17 protein-coding genes are annotated in these 14,510 nt (G+C 67.0%); 13 read left to right on the top strand and 4 right to left on the bottom strand.

The window, feature by feature from the left end; all coding sequences use genetic code 11:
• Nucleotides 1–55 precede the first annotated feature (55 nt).
• The 4 genes from D458_RS35295 (at nt 56) to D458_RS38140 (ending at nt 2,199) form a co-directional block, all read left to right on the top strand.
• Nucleotides 56–535 (top strand): hypothetical protein, encoded by a 480-nt coding sequence (locus D458_RS35295; protein WP_239647896.1) that lies wholly within the window; start codon nt 56–58, stop codon nt 533–535.
• Between the two features lie 102 nt (nt 536–637).
• The gene (locus tag D458_RS35290) at nt 638–1,126 is read left to right on the top strand and encodes a DUF4265 domain-containing protein (RefSeq protein ID WP_083936243.1); all 489 of its coding nucleotides are present in this window, start codon (nt 638–640) and stop codon (nt 1,124–1,126) included.
• A gap of 90 nt (nt 1,127–1,216) precedes the next feature.
• Nucleotides 1,217–1,741 carry a hypothetical protein gene (locus D458_RS36235; RefSeq protein WP_152521059.1) on the top strand — a complete coding sequence of 175 codons (525 nt, stop codon included), beginning with the start codon at nt 1,217–1,219 and terminating at the stop codon, nt 1,739–1,741.
• 182 nt (nt 1,742–1,923) lie between these two features.
• The gene (locus tag D458_RS38140) at nt 1,924–2,199 is read left to right on the top strand and encodes a DUF4240 domain-containing protein (protein ID WP_083936242.1); all 276 of its coding nucleotides are present in this window, start codon (nt 1,924–1,926) and stop codon (nt 2,197–2,199) included.
• A gap of 232 nt (nt 2,200–2,431) precedes the next feature.
• On the opposite strand, the gene D458_RS0105520 is transcribed toward D458_RS38140, so the two are convergent.
• Both D458_RS0105520 and D458_RS0105515 read right to left on the bottom strand, forming a co-directional pair.
• A complete protein-coding gene (locus D458_RS0105520; protein WP_017585728.1) occupies nt 2,432–2,836 on the bottom strand; it encodes a DUF397 domain-containing protein in 405 nt (134 codons plus the stop codon).
• Nucleotides 2,833–3,696, bottom strand: a complete 864-nt coding sequence (locus tag D458_RS0105515) for a helix-turn-helix domain-containing protein (protein WP_026119027.1) — start codon at nt 3,694–3,696, stop codon at nt 2,833–2,835. The genes D458_RS0105520 and D458_RS0105515 overlap by 4 nt, the downstream gene beginning before the upstream one ends.
• 328 nt (nt 3,697–4,024) lie before the next feature.
• Here D458_RS0105515 and D458_RS0105510 point away from each other — a divergent pair, with 328 nt between their 5' ends.
• Together D458_RS0105510 and D458_RS0105505 are read left to right on the top strand one after the other, a co-directional pair.
• Nucleotides 4,025–4,480, top strand: a complete 456-nt coding sequence (locus tag D458_RS0105510; protein WP_239647895.1) for an ATP-binding protein — start codon at nt 4,025–4,027, stop codon at nt 4,478–4,480.
• A 145-nt stretch (nt 4,481–4,625) separates the two neighbouring features.
• Entirely contained in the window at nt 4,626–4,892 is a 267-nt protein-coding gene (locus D458_RS0105505; RefSeq protein WP_239647894.1) for a hypothetical protein, read from the top strand.
• A gap of 49 nt (nt 4,893–4,941) precedes the next feature.
• Here D458_RS0105505 and D458_RS0105500 read toward each other — a convergent pair whose 3' ends face one another.
• Nucleotides 4,942–5,700 carry a cupin domain-containing protein gene (locus tag D458_RS0105500; protein ID WP_017585724.1) on the bottom strand — a complete coding sequence of 253 codons (759 nt, stop codon included), beginning with the start codon at nt 5,698–5,700 and terminating at the stop codon, nt 4,942–4,944.
• Between the two features lie 218 nt (nt 5,701–5,918).
• On the opposite strand from D458_RS0105500, the gene D458_RS0105495 reads away from it, so the two are divergent.
• A complete protein-coding gene (locus D458_RS0105495; protein ID WP_026119026.1) occupies nt 5,919–6,962 on the top strand; it encodes a LacI family DNA-binding transcriptional regulator in 1,044 nt (347 codons plus the stop codon).
• Between the two features lie 170 nt (nt 6,963–7,132).
• Here the strand turns inward: D458_RS0105495 and D458_RS0105490 are convergent, their stop codons facing one another.
• Nucleotides 7,133–8,182 carry a LacI family DNA-binding transcriptional regulator gene (locus tag D458_RS0105490; RefSeq protein WP_026119025.1) on the bottom strand — a complete coding sequence of 350 codons (1,050 nt, stop codon included), beginning with the start codon at nt 8,180–8,182 and terminating at the stop codon, nt 7,133–7,135.
• A 162-nt stretch (nt 8,183–8,344) separates the two neighbouring features.
• Between D458_RS0105490 and D458_RS33005 the strand changes: the two genes are divergently transcribed.
• From D458_RS33005 to D458_RS0105460, 6 genes are all read left to right on the top strand, one after another.
• Nucleotides 8,345–9,190, top strand: coding sequence for an ABC transporter permease (locus D458_RS33005; protein WP_051049597.1), 846 nt, complete (start codon nt 8,345–8,347; stop codon nt 9,188–9,190).
• Between the two features lie 131 nt (nt 9,191–9,321).
• Nucleotides 9,322–10,359 carry an ABC transporter substrate-binding protein gene (locus tag D458_RS0105480; RefSeq protein ID WP_017585720.1) on the top strand — a complete coding sequence of 346 codons (1,038 nt, stop codon included), beginning with the start codon at nt 9,322–9,324 and terminating at the stop codon, nt 10,357–10,359.
• Between the two features lie 6 nt (nt 10,360–10,365).
• Complete coding sequence (locus D458_RS0105475) at nt 10,366–11,205, top strand: ABC transporter ATP-binding protein (RefSeq protein ID WP_017585719.1); 840 nt, start codon at nt 10,366–10,368, stop codon at nt 11,203–11,205.
• A 52-nt stretch (nt 11,206–11,257) separates the two neighbouring features.
• Complete coding sequence (locus tag D458_RS0105470; protein WP_017585718.1) at nt 11,258–12,418, top strand: Gfo/Idh/MocA family protein; 1,161 nt, start codon at nt 11,258–11,260, stop codon at nt 12,416–12,418.
• Nucleotides 12,415–13,644, top strand: a complete 1,230-nt coding sequence (locus tag D458_RS0105465) for a dihydrodipicolinate synthase family protein (RefSeq protein WP_017585717.1) — start codon at nt 12,415–12,417, stop codon at nt 13,642–13,644. Before D458_RS0105470 ends, D458_RS0105465 begins: the two co-directional genes overlap by 4 nt.
• The gene (locus D458_RS0105460; protein ID WP_017585716.1) at nt 13,644–14,510 is read left to right on the top strand and encodes a sugar phosphate isomerase/epimerase family protein; all 867 of its coding nucleotides are present in this window, start codon (nt 13,644–13,646) and stop codon (nt 14,508–14,510) included. The genes D458_RS0105465 and D458_RS0105460 overlap by 1 nt, the downstream gene beginning before the upstream one ends.

The raw sequence follows: 14,510 nt of genomic DNA, 5'->3' as shown, positions 1-14,510 counted from the left end.
TCAATCTCAGACAGTGTGACGATTGCATGTGTCCGGTTCTCGGTGAGGAGTTTTAGTGAAGTTCGTCGTGCTCTATAAAGAGGAAGACGGTCGCTGGGTCAGATTTCTTGACCCCAATCCCTATCTGAGCATCCTCCCTGAAATCTCCGCTGATCTTCCTCCCGGTGCTCGTGAGTACGCGACGAGTCCTGATCACTATGACTTCTATGGGCGTAGGTGCGTCAAGGACCTCGAGTTGGAAGGAGTGAATCTTTCTCCGGCTGAAGGTGGCGCCTTGAACATTTCCGTCCGATTCAAAGGGAACGCTTTCAAGCACGACTCGGGAATGGTGGTGGAATATTGCTCTGTCTCGAAATTCGAAGTCGAGTCGACGGAAGATTTCAGTCGGGGTGAGTACCCGCCTTCCGGGCTTGGGAGCGTGAAGCTTGATGAGGTGCTGCCTGACTCCGGAGGGTGCAGCCACGAAATCGTCTTCACCGGTGGATCAATTCTGGTGAAGTCCAAAGACTTGAGTTGCAGGTGGACGGCTTCTTAGGGGCCACTTGAACGCCCGGACGAGGCAGAGGGATTTCGAGAACTCCCTTCGGATTCTTTTCGGGTCCTGGCTGCTGTCCTTGGCGGCCTTCATGTATGAGCGATGAAAGATAGAATGCCGAATAATATTCGCTGGAACCACGTGAAACCTCCGTTTCTTGGAGACGATGCGATGACTGTCGTCATCGACCTTGCTCGGTACGGACTCGAAGAGCAGGAGGAAGAGATCTGGGTGGAGGGTGATTCTGGTTCCACGGTGGTCTCCTCTATTCCTTTCTGTATTGACGGATTGGCCTTGTTCGACAGGATTGAACTCAACCCAGATGCTGGGGTGCTTAGCATTCTAGGGCGGTCTGGCAGGGGGGTCTTCCGTGTGCTGGTGGATCAGCGCATTGACACAGGAGAAAAGTGGAAGCTTGCGTCTCGCCTGAGTGATTTCTTTATCGGATCGGAGTTGGCGCATGAGTGGAATGGTGAGGGCTTTGTCTCCGTAGATATTCCGTCGCTCGGTGCTGCTTCTGAGGTTCAGAATGGGATTCTGGATTTCAAGAACGTCTACTGGGAGTGGGGAGTCGCATGCGAAAATCCTTGAGGAGAGATTCGTATCGAAGCTTCATCGCAGTAATTTTCTGTAGAAGGCTGATCCCTGTGAACTTCGAGTCTGTTTTGGGTGGTGGCCCTGATGAAGTTCAACTCGATGCTTGAGAGCATGATCGATCCGAGGCTGTCTGACACGGTTACATCAGGAGATTTGACTGATTTCCACAGAAATGTTCTTGATTCAGGATGGGTCGAGGAAGATCATGGTGCTTGGGTGCTGAGAACCCTTCGGGGCAGTTATTATGGCGCTAAGGGTCAGTTCTCTGACGTTACTGGATATGAGGCTTCAGTGAACGGTAGAGCGATTCCTGACCTTGATCTCGATTCCGCTGGCAGTCGTCGAGCTGAAACGCTGTTTCGGCGCGGTTATTCATTTGCTCATAGTGCACTTTTTTCACTGAGTCGGATTCAAGAGTCTCCGTCCGCTGTTGCTTACATAACAATCGGTCCAACGCTCTACGATGAAACTGTCATTATCGGAAATGTGACATTCTGTGCGATCAGGGAGGGGGTCCGTCCTTATATTGATGACATCTCTGATGTCTCTTTGTCTGGAGTCCTCTTGCTTGACTCGAATGACTGCAGTAAGTCTCTTCCTTCGGCCTGATCGGCGGTTTTGCGGGGCGGCGGTGTGATGTGAGGTCTTTCATTGGGTTGGGCGATGGATTTCTGGAAAACTGTGGGTAGGAACGAAATCTCAAACTCGAAAGAGGTTGAGGATGCCCTGGCTGGGTTGAGAGGGCGGATCGGGCTTCTTTCCTTGGGTGAGATCAGGGGTTTTATGTGGAAATGAAGTCCTCGTTAAGGGTGTTGGATTCTGCGCCCTTGAGGAATGCGAAAATTTACGTTCCGGGTCTTGGTTCTGTTTTGCAGACTGAAGATGACTTCCTGTATTCGCGGTGTGCTTGTGTTCTTTCTGGGTGCAGGGCCTATGAGGGAGTCTTGCGGGATGTTCGGAATTTCAAGAAGTATCTTGAAGCTGAGTTGCATGGGGCGGAAGGTTTGCTTTACCTGGCTGGCGAGGTGTATGAAAGAAAAACTGGAGAGGAGATGACCTTGGATTAAGGGATCATCTCAAAAGCCGTCAGCGTGCTTGCGGCAGAGGAGGATGCAGGCGGTGCCGAGCATGGCCAGGCAGGCAGAGGTCGCCATGCACATTCGGCCTGTGTCGGAATCCAGCCAGGCGATCGAACGCTCGCCCTTGTGCCGGTGCCGCCCTTGTTCCGTGCAGGGTGTGCTGGAGGCTCTGCCGAGTGCTGGCTACGACAGAGCTGAAGAGGGCTCGACCGCTGTTGGGTCAGCTGACCAGGGTTCCCCGAGTGTTGGCGCCACGAAGTTCGCCGGCGCGGGCACCGAGCGCGAAGGCGTCCCATTCGGCTTTGTCGTAGACGATGATGGGGGCCCGATCGTTGGTGGCCTCGGTCAGGGTGAATCCGCCGTCGGGGGTGAAGACAGCAGCGACTTCACCGGCCGAGGACTCTTCGCCTCTCGAAACACGGATACAGAACTCGTCCCAGTCGGTGCTGGGGAAGACCAGGACAGGGCTGGCGTCGCCGAGTTCGTGCTTGCCGACGACGGTCCAGTTGCCGAAGCGTTTGATACCGACGCAGGAGCCCTGGCCACCGGAGAACGAGGACTTGACGAACGGCCGCCGGGTGATTTCAGCGAGGGTGGGACGGAGGCCGTTCTGGGGGTTGGTCATGATGACAGCTCCTCCATGAGCTTCTTGATGTAGCTCGCGGTCGCCGCTGTGGGTGTGGCGACGTCCACGATGTGGTTCCACAGCTGCTTGTGTCGGCGGATCTCTCGCGGTTTGTCCAGGTACAGGTTCCCGCCCTGGCCTTCGATGTAGATCATCGAGGGTTCGTCTGCCTCGAACTCCAGAATGCTGAACGGGCCGCTCAGACCCGCGTGTGCGCCGACGCTCTCGGGGATGACCTGGAGGTTCACGTTGGGCTTTTGGGTGATGGCCAGTAGGTGTTCGAGCTGTGCGCGGTGAACCTCTGGGCCGCCGACCTGCCTGCGTAGGGCGGCTTCGTCCATGACCACCCACAGATTCAGTGGATCGGGATCGCGGTCCAGGATCTGTTGGCGCCGGGTTCGGAACTCCACGAGACGTTCGACGTCCTCGGGTGCGTCCTGGGGGTTGGTCGCGGCGAGTAGGAAACGCATGTGGTCCTGGGTTTGGAGCAGGCCCTGGACCAGGTGTGTTTCGTAGACGTAGATGCTGGTGGCGTCCTCTTCGCGGCCGACGTAGATGTCGAACTTGGGCGGCATGACGCTCTCGAAGTCGCTGGTCCAGTGCCGTGACTTCGCATCGGCGGTGAGCTGCCTTATGAGTTCGCGTTCCTGAGGATCCTCGACGCCGAAGAGTTCGAAGAGGTGGTCGAGTTCGAGCTTGCTCGGGACCGCGTGGCCGCCCTCCATCCGGAAGACCTTCGGGTCTCCGCAGCCGAGTTCATTCGCGACCTGCTTGCCGGTGAGTCCGGCAGCTGTGCGCTGCTCCTTGAGCCAGAGCCCCAGCTTGCGCTTGCTCCCCGCTGGGCCGCGTGTTCGCGCCACGTTCCTCCCCGTTCCAGCTCTTGGACTGTTGGGCAACCGCATGCTTGTCGCCGCCCTGATGCTATCGGAATCACCTCCCCGAAGCTTCTTTAAAAAGATTTCTGAGAAAGCTTGCGGGAGAAGCTTCGCTTGGGCATCATCGTTTTTGTCGGAGGAGCAACGAGGCGACTACACACCGTTGCTGATGGCTGATGGCTGATGGCTGATGGCTGGTGGTCGTGTGGGTGACGGTGGTTTTGGATGCCCTTCGGTGACTGTTCGTGATCATGGGTGAGGGGGCGTTATGTGTGGTGGTCGGATAGTGGGGCCTCGGCGGCCTGGTGGTGGGGTGGGGCGGTCGTCGGCTCCGTGGTGGCGGTACACCGACGGGAACGAGCAGGGGGTGGCGCGGGCCAGGGCGTGGTTCACTCGCGACGAACGACTCCAGGGCGGGCGTGGGTTCTGGGTCGGGTTGGTGGCCAGTGAGCTGGCCACGAACGCGGTGCGCCACACCGCGAGCAGTGAGAAGTACGGCCGGATGGGGCTCTCGATGGAGTTCCTCGGCAACAACACCGTCCTGCTGGGGGTGCTGGACCAGGGGCCCAGGTTCCGGGCTCCGGCGTTGATGCCCCGAGTGGTGCACCGCGAGCCGGGCGAGATGAGCCCGGGTGGGCGTGGCCTGTGGCTCGTGGACCGGATCGCGGAGTTCTGGTGGTGGGATGGCGAACGCGGCCGGCCGCTCCACCTCAGGGCGATGGTTCGCCTGGACCGGGAACCGGACCCGGAGCTGGGCGAGCTGAACTAGCGAACACGGGCGCGGCGGGAAGCGCAGCTCCGTTGCACCGGGGCCATGGACACCCGCGCGCACTCCTGAAAAGCACAGTGCCCGGGTCGGTGTTGGAGCACCGGCCCGGGCTGATCAACCACCTGAAAAGAGCAGGGGATCGACCATGCAGAACTCTACTGGGGGCCGCCATCGCAGGCCCCGGGTATCGATGGCCTCACGCCTGTGGTGGGTGTTCGCGTCGGCGGTGGCGTGGACGCTGTGCCAGGTGGGCGGCGTCCCCACGAGGACCGAGCCGATCAGGACGGCGCTGCCACGGGTGCCTCGGCGGTTGGAGCTGGCCGGCCCCAGCCAAGTGGCTTCAACCAGCGACTGGGTCCACCCGGACGAGATCGCGGGCGCCCTGGTCCGGCCCTACCTGGCCTGCACATAGCTGGGGCGGGGCCAGTGCTCCGGCTCCCGCCCCACCCAGAGGGTCTGGCCTACTCGTCCGCCTCGGGCTGCCCGGACGCCCCGTCCTTCTCGAACTTCTCGAACTTGTCGAGCCGTCCGCACATGCCCCAGGCCGGAGCCGACTCGCTCCGGTAGACCGCCGCGGACGACAGGTGGGAGGTGTCGCCCCCGGCGAGCGCGTCGAGGTGTGCGGCGGTGCGGGCGACCTCGGCCGCCGGGCCCTGCTCGAACCGGGTCCGCCACTCGGGCAGGCCGGCGGAGACCAGGTGCAGGGCTGCGGTGTGGAAGTCGGTCATCGCGGCCTTGTCACCCGCGTCCAAGCGGTTGCGCAGCTCGGCGAACCCGACCAGGGCGAGCTCGCGCCGCTTGCGGGCGGAGGCCTCGGGATCGTCGGGGTCGAGGGCGGCGGCCTCTGCGTAGGCCGCCGGGTCGGACAGGACGTCGGCCGGGAAGGTGAAGACCGCGTCGCCCGCCTCGGGCAGGCCCGCGTTCTGCATGAGGACGATCATGCGCAGGTGGTCGTCGTTGATGAGGCGGTGAACGGTTCCGGGGGTGAACCACACCAGATCGCCCTCGCCGAGCGGTGAGGAGGCGAAGCCCTCCGTGGTGAGGGTCTGCACCGCTCCCGATCCGCCGGTGATCGCGTACGCCTCGGTACAGGCCAGATGCATGTGCGGGGTGCCGCCGCAGAAGCCGTCGGAACCCTGGTCGGCGGGCCAGTCGTAGACGCGTAGGCGGGACAGGCCGATCCCGCCCGGCAGTCCCGGGATCGGGTCAGATGGGGGCATCTCGGCTCCTCCGCTCGGGGGCAGTCCGAGCACTCTGTGGAAAGCGTTTTCTGTCCGATGAAATTACGTTTCGTCACAACTCGTTGTCAAGATCGCATCGGCTAGGATTTGGCCCTGGATTCGCATCTGTGTCCCGCCGGAAATCCGACATACTGCCAGAAATCGCTTTCTAGGGCGGTGTCCTTGGCGCCGCTCAGCTGAGAAGAACGGGGGTGGAGATGCCCGCGAAACTCGCTGACGTGGCGCGGCTCGCCGGGGTGTCACCGGCGACGGTGTCCAGGGTGCTCAACGGCAACTACCCCGTGGCCAGGACCACCGCGGACCGGGTCCACCGGGCGGTCGCGGAGCTGCACTACGTGGTCAACGGCAACGCCCGGGCCCTGGCGGCGTCCAGCTCCGACCTGATCGGCGTGCTGGTGCACGACGTCGCCGATCCGTTCTTCGGCGTCATCGCCACCGGAATCCAGGACGCCATGTCCGAGGGCGACGTCCTCGCTGTCGTGTGCAACACCGGCAGCTCCGCCGAGCGCGAGCTGCGCTACCTGAAACTGCTGCGGAAGCAGCGGGCCCACGCCGTGGTGCTCACCGGCGGCTCGGTGAACGACCCGGGCCACAGAACCGCCCTCCTCGAGCAGATCACCGAGTTCACCTCGACCGGCGCGCACGTGGTCCTCTGCGGCAGACCACCCCTGACCGGTGACGACGATCCGGTCCCCGGCGTGATCAGGGTCGACTTCGACAACAGCGAAGGGGCCCGGCGGCTCACCGCCCACCTGGTGGCGCTGGGCCACCGGGACATCGGCTACCTCACCGGTCCGGAGACCCGGACCACCTCGCGGCTGCGGCTCGACGGACACCTCCAGGCCCTCTCGGAGGCCGGCCTGAGCGAGGAGCGCTGCCCGGTCGTGGTCAGCGGCTTCGACCGCGAGTCCGGTCGTGCCGGGGTGGGTGAGCTGCTGCGCCGCCACCCCGGGATCACCGCGGTGGTCGCGGGCAACGACATCGCGGCCCTGGGAGCCCTCGCCGAACTCCGGGCGCGCGGCATCGGGGTCCCCGACCAGATCTCGGTGGCCGGTTTCGACGACCTCCCCTGCGCCTTCGACGCGGTCCCCTCGCTCACCACCGTGCGCATCCCGCTGATGGAGGCGGGTCGCACCAGCGGGCTCTTCGCCCTCGACGCCTCGAGGGCGCCGGCCGGAGGGGTGCTGCCGATCCGCACCGAGCTCATGGTTCGCGACTCCACCGGCCCCGTTCCCCGGTAGCGGCCCCGCCCCTCGCCCGCGGTCCGACCGGAGCGGCGGTTCCCCCGTGATCCTGCTGTCAAGGGCGTGTTCGGCGCCCGGGGTTTCCATGGCACCGTGCCTCTGGTGGCGAGATCACCGCTGAGGAGGGCGGCCTGAGCGGGGAGGGGCGGTCCACGCTGATGAGGGGGTCAGTCCGAGCGCGGCGGGCAGGAGGCGCGCAGGATGACCTGGCCCGGAACGCAGATGTTCTCGGTGGGAGGGGCCGTGGGGTCCAGGGCGAGGTCGGCCGCCCGCCGGCCGATCTCGGCGAGGGGGAAGCGGACGGTCGTGAGCTGGGGGGTGACGTCCGCGGCGGTCTCGATGTCGTTGAAGCCGGTGACGGCGATGTCGCGGCCCGGCTGGATCCCGTGGTCGCGCAGGGCCGTCATCGCGCCGACCGCCATGAAGTCATTGCCCGCGCACAGCACGTCGGCGTCGGCGATCCGGCCGGACTCGATCAGCCTCCGCGCGGCCCGGTAGCCGCCCGAGCGGTCGAAGGTGTCGCTCTCGACCACCGTGATGCCGCCGCCCGAGGGCGCCAGCCCCTGCCGCAGGCCGTCCGTCCGCTCCATCACGGTCTCCAGCCGCTCCGAGCCCGTGATCACGGCGGCCCTGCGGTAGCCCAGGTCCGCGATCGTCGTGCCGAGCTCCCTGGCCCCGTCCGTGTTGGCCGGGCGCACGGAGTCCAGGCCGCCGACCGGCTGGCTCACGAAGACGGTCCTGCCGCCGCTGTCGGCGAAGCCCCGCAGCTCGTCGAGCAGGGCCCCGGTGTGCGGGTCCTCCGAGGTCCGGCTCCCGCTCACGAGGATGGCGCGCGGCCGCTGACCCCGGACCGTGCGTACGGAGGTGAGCTCGCGTTCGCTGTCGCGCGCGGTGATCGCGATCGTCACGATCACGCCGTGGGCGTGGGCGGACTCGGCGACCCCCGCGGCGATGGCGGAGAAGTAGGGGTCGTCGATGTTGCTGACGAGCAGGGCGAGTACGGGGGCGCTGCCCCTGGCCATGGCCTGCGCCGACAGGTCCGCCTGGTACCGCAGGTCCCGGGCCGCCTCGAGGACCCGCTCCCGGAGTTCCCGGCCGACCTTGCGGTCACTGTGGTTGAGCACCCGCGAGGCCGTCGCCAGGGACACCCCGGCGCGGGCGGCGACGTCCGTGAGCGTCGGGTTTCCGCTGGAAACCCGGTTCCTCGTCCTTCGCATTTTTGATCCCGTCCCTCGTGGGGGCATTGACACCCCGGCCCAAGCGAACTTAATATGCCCGAAACGGGAAAGCGCTATCCCACTCCGCAGGGCCGTAAAGTAAGCGCTTTCTAAGCATAGCCGAGGCTTCTCCCCACTCCCGAGGCTCGACGCGAGGTCCGCATGACGCAACAGACGCAGCAGGCTCCAGTTCCCCCACCCGCCCAGGTGTCCGAGGGTGCGCGGGGGCGCGGGCGCCCCTTTTCGCGTGTCTGGGGCGCTGCGGCCTATCCCGCCACGTTCCTCGCGCTGGTGGTGGTCGTCTGGTTCGCCGTCACCACCACGGGCCTGGTTCAGCCCTACATCATCCCTTCTCCCGTAGACACTTGGAAAGCGTTTTCCGACAACCCCGAGTACCTGTGGACACACACGCTCGTCACCACCGGTGAGACCGTCGCCGGCTTCGTGATCGCGTCGGTCGTCGGCGTCCTCGTCGCGGTCTTCATGGTCTACTCGCCGGCACTCGAGAAGACCTTCTACCCGCTCATCCTCTTCGCGCAGGTCATTCCGAAGATCGCGATCGCCCCGCTGTTCGTGGTCTGGCTCGGCTTCGGCGCCAGCCCGAAGATCCTCGTCGCGGTCCTCATGGCCTTCTTCCCGGTGGTGATCTCCGGGATCAGCGGCCTGCGCTCGGTCGATCCCGAACTCCTCGAACTCACCTCCACCATGGGCGCCTCCCCGTTCAAGACCTTCCTGAAGGTCCGCCTCCCCGCGGCGCTGCCCGAACTGCTGTCCGGTCTCAAGGTCGCGGCGACCCTGGCGGTCACCGGAGCGGTCGTGGGCGAGTTCGTGGGTGCCAACTCCGGTCTGGGCTACGTGATCCTCCAGGCCAACGGCAACATCGACACCGCCATGCTCTTCGCCGCGCTCATCATCATGTCCGCCCTGGGCGTGCTGCTCTTCGCGATCATCCAGGTCGCCGAGATGCTCCTCATCCCGTGGCACGCCTCGCGCCGCAACCGGGGCTGAGCCGGGGCCGGACCGGGGCCGCGCCGACTCCCGGAACACCGCCGGACCGCACCGGCTTCTCGGAACACCGCGCCGCACCGCTCCCCGCAGCACCCCCGCTGAGCCGCACCCCAGCAACCGAAGGACCCCTCATGGCCTCTCACCAGTACGGCACCACGAAACGTTCCACCCTGACCGTCCTCGCCGCCGGGGCCAGCGCTCTGGCCCTGGTCGCCTGCGGCGGCGGAGACGGGGAGGGGGACCAGGCCGGCGGCAACGACGCGGTGACACTCCAGCTCAACTGGTACCCCTACGGCGAACACGCCCCCTTCTACTACGGCCTCGACGAGGGGATCTTCGAGGAGCACGGGATCGACCTCACCATCGAGGCCGGACAGGGCTCCGCCCGGACCGTGCAGGCCGTCGGCCAGCAGAGCTTCGACTTCGGCTGGGCCGACACCCCCGCGCTGCTGGCCAACATCGACGAGGGGGTCGACGTCAAGTCCGTGGGCGTCTACCTCCAGGACACCCCCGCCGCCGTGCAGTTCTTCTCCGAGACCGGCATCTCCGGCCCCGAGGACCTCAAGGGCCGCACGATCGCGGTCTCCGCCGGTGACGCCGTCACGCTCACGTTCCCCATGTACCTGGAGGCCATCGGGCTCTCCGAGGACGACGTCGAGCAGCAGAACCTCGACTCCGCGGGCAAGAACGCGGCGCTGATCTCCGGCCAGGTCGACGCCCTCATCGGCTTCGGCCACGACCAGGGCCCGAAGATCGCCGCCGAGAGCGGCAAGGAGATCGACTACCTGCGCTACTCCGACGCCGGGCTGAGTTACTTCAGCAACGGCCTGCTCACCCACAGCTCCACCATCGAGGACGACCCCGAACTGGTCGAGCGGATGGTGGCGGCCACCACGGACGCGTTCACCGCCGCCCAGGAGGCGCCGGAGGACGCGGTCGCCGCGATGGAGGGCAAGGACCCGCAGATGCCCAGCGGCGAGGTGCTCCTGCAGCAGTGGGAGGGCACCATCGAGCTGCTGAACACCGAGAACACCGAGGGCATGGCGCCCGGCCACACCTCCGAGGAGGACTGGCGGGAAACCATCGAGGTCCTCGCCGAGGCCGGGCTCATCGACGAGCCCAAGGAGACCGACACGTACTTCGACGGCTCCTTCACCACGGAAGGGTAGAAGCGCATGTTCGCCAGGACAGCCGACCGCGCCCAGGACGGCGCGGGCGCCGGGTCGCCGCAACCGCAGGGCCCGATGGTCGACATCCACGGGGTCGACGTCACCTTCCAGACCAAGGACCGCACGGTGCACGCGCTCAGCGGCATCGACATGACCATCGAACCCGGCGAGTTCCTCAGCATCGCGGGACCCTCCGGCTGCGGGAAGTCGACCCTGCTGCGGGTCATCGCCGGGCTCACCGCAACCAGCGCGGGCGGGGTGACACTGCGCGGCGCCCCCGTGGAGGGGCCCCGCCGCGACGTGGGGTTCGTCTTCCAGCGGGCGGCGCTCCTGGACTGGCGCAACGCCCGCGACAACATCCTGTTCCAGGCCGAGATGCGCGGGCTGCCCAAGGCGTGGTCCCGCAAACGCGCCGACGAACTCATCGAGATGACCGGCCTCACCGGCTTCGAGAAGGCCATGCCCTTCGAGCTCTCCGGCGGGATGCAGCAGCGCGTCTCCCTCTGCCGCGCCCTGCTGCACGAGCCCGACGTCCTGCTCATGGACGAACCCTTCGGCGCCCTCGATGCGCTGACCAGGGAGAACATGAACGTCGAGCTGCGCCGGATCTGGGAGGCCACCGGAATGACGGTGGTGCTGGTGACGCACTCGGTGGCCGAGGCCGTGTACCTGGCCTCGCGCGCCGTGGTCATGGGGCCGCGCCCCGGACGCGTCATCGAGGAGTTCGTCATCGACCTGCCCGGCCACCGCGAGTACGAGACCACGCTCGAGAACCCCGAGTTCCAGCGGATCAGCGGTCGTATTCGTGAGCTTCTGGGCTCCACTGCCACCACAACCGCCGACTGACCCCCCAGTCACTGTTGGCCGACCGAACGATCCTAGACAGGACCTGCACGACATGACGATTCAGACGATCGGGATCATCCTCAACGGCGTCACCGGCCGGATGGGCTATCGCCAGCACCTGGTGCGCTCCATCCTGGCCATCCGGGACGAGGGCGGCCTCGAACTGCCGGACGGCTCCCGGGCGCAGATCCGCCCCGTCCTCGTGGGGCGCGACAAGGAGAAGCTGGACCGGATCGCCCTGCGGCACGACATCGACGAGTACACGACGGACCTGGACGCCGCGCTCGCCGACGACAGTCTGGACATCTACGCGGACTTCCTGCTCACCAGCGCCCGCGTCCCCGCGCTCCGCAAGGCCATCGCGGCCGGCAAGGCGATCTACAGCGAGAAGCCGACCGCCGAGACCTACACGGAGGCCGCGGAACTGGCGCGCGAGGTCGAGCGCGCCGGGCTGCACAACGGTGTGGTGCACGACAAGCTCTACCTGCCGGGGCTGCTCAAGCTCAAGCGGCTGGTGGACTCCGGGTTCTTCGGCCGGGTGCTCTCCGTGCGCGGTGAGTTCGGCTACTGGGTGTTCGAGGGCGGCTGGCAGCCCGCCCAGCGGCCCAGCTGGAACTACCGCAAGGAGGACGGCGGCGGCATCGTCGTGGACATGTTCCCGCACTGGAACTACGTCTTCGAGAACCTGTTCGGGCCGGTGCGCTCGGTCTACGCGCACACCGAGACGCACATCCCCGAGCGCGTCGACGAGAAGGGGCGGACCTACAAGGCGACCGCCGACGACGCCGCCTACGCGATCTTCCAGGTGGGCGACGGCACCGTGGTCCAGATGAACTCCAGCTGGTGCGTGCGCGTGGACCGCGACGAACTCGTGGAGTTCCAGGTGGACGGCACCCACGGTTCGGCCGTGGTCGGCCTGTTCAACGGGCGCGTGCAGACCCGTGAGGTGACCCCGCGTCCGGTGTGGAACCCCGACCTCGCGGACACCCACCCCTACCGGGCCGACTGGAGCCCGATGCCCGACAACGCGGAGTTCGGCAACGGCTTCCGGGCCCAGTGGGAGGAGTACCTGCGCGACTTCGTGGCCGGTACCCCGCACCGCTTCGACTTCGCGTCGGCCGCACGCGGTGTGCTGTTGGCCGAGCGGGGTCTGGAGTCCGCCGAGTCGGGCCGCCGCATCCAGCTGGACGCGGAGACGGAGGGCGCCCGATGACCGGGGCACAGCAGCCCGAGGCGCCGCAGCTGGAGGTACTGCTGCCGCGGTCCTCGGGCCGGATCGACCGGCGGACGCTCGCACCCGTGCAGGCCCCGCCCCTGCCGCGCGGACACCACAGGGTGCGTTCGGTCTACGCGGCCGCGCACGTGGTGCCGGTCGCCTGGGGTGAGAACGTGCCCGGCGCCCCCGCCGAGATCGACTGGGACGCCACCCTCGGGTTCCGCCGGCGGGTGTGGGGTCTGGGCCTGGGCGTCGCCGAGGCGATGGACACCGCGCAGCGCAACATGGGGCTGGACTACGCGGCCACCCGTGAACTGGTGGAGCGCTCGGCGCGCGCCGCCGCGGAGTTCGGCGGCGAGCACGGGGTGCCCACCCGGGACCTCATCGTCTCCGGGGTCAACACCGACCAGCTCCCGGACGCCCCGACCGGCCTGTCCGAGGTGGTGCGGGCCTACCGTGAGCAGCTCGAACACGTGGAGTCCACCGGCTCCGGGGTCGTGCTCATGGCCAGCCGGCACGTCGCGGCAGCCGCGCGCGACGCCGCCGACTACGTGAAGGTCTACTCCGAGGTGCTGGGAGCCGCCAGCACACCGGTGGTCCTGCACTGGCTGGGCGAGGCCTTCGACGCCCGCCTGGCCGGGTACTTCGGGTCCCGTGACACGGCCGAGGCCATGGACACGGTGGTCGGGATCATCGAGGAGAACGCGGACAGGGTCGCCGGGATCAAGCTGTCCCTGCTGGACGCGGAGGCCGAGCGGGAACTGCGCTCCCGGCTGCCCGACGGGGTGCGCATGTACACCGGCGACGACTACAACTACGTCGACCTCATCCTCGGCGACGGCGAGCAGCACTCGGACGCCCTGCTGGGCGCGTTCGCCGCCTTCACCCCGCAGGCGTCCGCGGCGCTGACCGCGCTGGAGGCGGGCGACACCGACGGCTACCGGCGGATCCTCGGCCCGACCGAGGCCCTGTCCCGGCACGTCTTCGCCACGCCCACGCAGTACTACAAGACCGGTGTGGCCTTCCTGGCCTGGCTCAACGGGCTCCAGCCGGGGTGGTCGATGGTGGGCGGGCTGCACTCGGCCCGCAGCCTGCCGCACCTGGCCCGCATCCTCGAACTCGCCGACGCGTGCGGGGCCCTGGTGGACCCGGCCCTGGCCGCGCGCCGGTGGCAGGGGCTGCTGCAGACCCAGGGCGTCACCGCTGAAGGGGAGGGACGGTAGTGAGCACCGAACGCTTCTCGCTCAACCAGGCCACGATCAAGAAGGCCGATCTGGCCGCCACGATCGACCACGCCGTGGCCGCGGGGGTCCGGTCCGTGGGCCTGTGGCGCGACAGGGTCGCCGAGGTGGGCCTGGCCGAGGCGGCCTCCCGCCTGTCCGACTCCGGTCTGCGCTTCTCCAGCCTGTGCCGGGGCGGGTTCGTCACGGACCCGGCCACCGCGGACGAGCAGTGGAAGGAGAACCTGCTGGCGCTCGACGAGACCGCCGCGCTGGCCGAGGCCGGAGCGCCCGGTTCGGCACCGGTGCTCGTACTGGTCGTGGGCGGGCTGCCGCCCGGCGACCGGGACCTGGCGGGTGCCCGGGAACGGGTCCGTGAGGGGCTGCACCGGCTGGCACCCGAGGCGCGTGCCCGCGGGGTGCGCCTGGCGCTGGAGCCGATGAACCCGATCTTCTGCGCGGACCGGGGCGTGGTCGTCACGCTCGGACAGGCCCTCGACCTGGTCGCCGACCTCGACCCGCAGACAGGCGGAGTGGTCGTGGACACCTACCACGTGTGGTGGGACCCCGAGGTGCTGCCGATGATCGAGCGCGCCGGGGCGGAGGGCCGGATCGCCTCCTACCAGGTGTGTGACTGGCTCACCCCGCTGCCCGAGGGCGCGCTCCTGGGACGGGGCCTGCCCGGCACCGGACACATCGACTTCGCCTCCCTGACCCGCGCGGTCGAGGCGACCGGCTATCAGGGGGACATCGAGATCGAGGTGTTCCACCAGCAGGTGTGGGACGCGCCGTTCGCGAGTGTGGTCGAGGACTGCGTGAGCTCCTTCGACCGTGTGATCGCACCGCACCTGGCCACGAGCCGAGCGTAG

The sequence above is a fragment of the Nocardiopsis ganjiahuensis DSM 45031 genome, from assembly GCF_000341085.1.
Classification (GTDB): Bacteria; Actinomycetota; Actinomycetes; order Streptosporangiales; family Streptosporangiaceae; genus Nocardiopsis; species Nocardiopsis ganjiahuensis.
Note: the sequence above shows the minus strand (reverse complement) of the source record. Positions and strands in the feature narration are given on the sequence as shown.

What these genes read in the sequence shown, in the direction of transcription:
- D458_RS0105490 (WP_026119025.1), bottom strand. Translation starts at nt 8,182, where the DNA reads ATGCGAAGGACGAGGAACCGGGTTTCCAGCGGAAACCCGACGCTCACG.
- D458_RS0105475 (WP_017585719.1), top strand. Translation starts at nt 10,366, where the DNA reads ATGTTCGCCAGGACAGCCGACCGCGCCCAGGACGGCGCGGGCGCCGGG.
- D458_RS0105470 (WP_017585718.1), top strand. Translation starts at nt 11,258, where the DNA reads ATGACGATTCAGACGATCGGGATCATCCTCAACGGCGTCACCGGCCGG.
- D458_RS0105495 (WP_026119026.1), top strand. Translation starts at nt 5,919, where the DNA reads ATGCCCGCGAAACTCGCTGACGTGGCGCGGCTCGCCGGGGTGTCACCG.
- D458_RS0105520 (WP_017585728.1), bottom strand. Translation starts at nt 2,836, where the DNA reads ATGACCAACCCCCAGAACGGCCTCCGTCCCACCCTCGCTGAAATCACC.
- D458_RS38140 (WP_083936242.1), top strand. Translation starts at nt 1,924, where the DNA reads ATGAAGTCCTCGTTAAGGGTGTTGGATTCTGCGCCCTTGAGGAATGCG.
- D458_RS36235 (WP_152521059.1), top strand. Translation starts at nt 1,217, where the DNA reads ATGAAGTTCAACTCGATGCTTGAGAGCATGATCGATCCGAGGCTGTCT.
- D458_RS33005 (WP_051049597.1), top strand. Translation starts at nt 8,345, where the DNA reads ATGACGCAACAGACGCAGCAGGCTCCAGTTCCCCCACCCGCCCAGGTG.
- D458_RS0105505 (WP_239647894.1), top strand. Translation starts at nt 4,626, where the DNA reads ATGCAGAACTCTACTGGGGGCCGCCATCGCAGGCCCCGGGTATCGATG.
- D458_RS0105465 (WP_017585717.1), top strand. Translation starts at nt 12,415, where the DNA reads ATGACCGGGGCACAGCAGCCCGAGGCGCCGCAGCTGGAGGTACTGCTG.
- D458_RS0105500 (WP_017585724.1), bottom strand. Translation starts at nt 5,700, where the DNA reads ATGCCCCCATCTGACCCGATCCCGGGACTGCCGGGCGGGATCGGCCTG.
- D458_RS35290 (WP_083936243.1), top strand. Translation starts at nt 638, where the DNA reads ATGAAAGATAGAATGCCGAATAATATTCGCTGGAACCACGTGAAACCT.
- D458_RS0105480 (WP_017585720.1), top strand. Translation starts at nt 9,322, where the DNA reads ATGGCCTCTCACCAGTACGGCACCACGAAACGTTCCACCCTGACCGTC.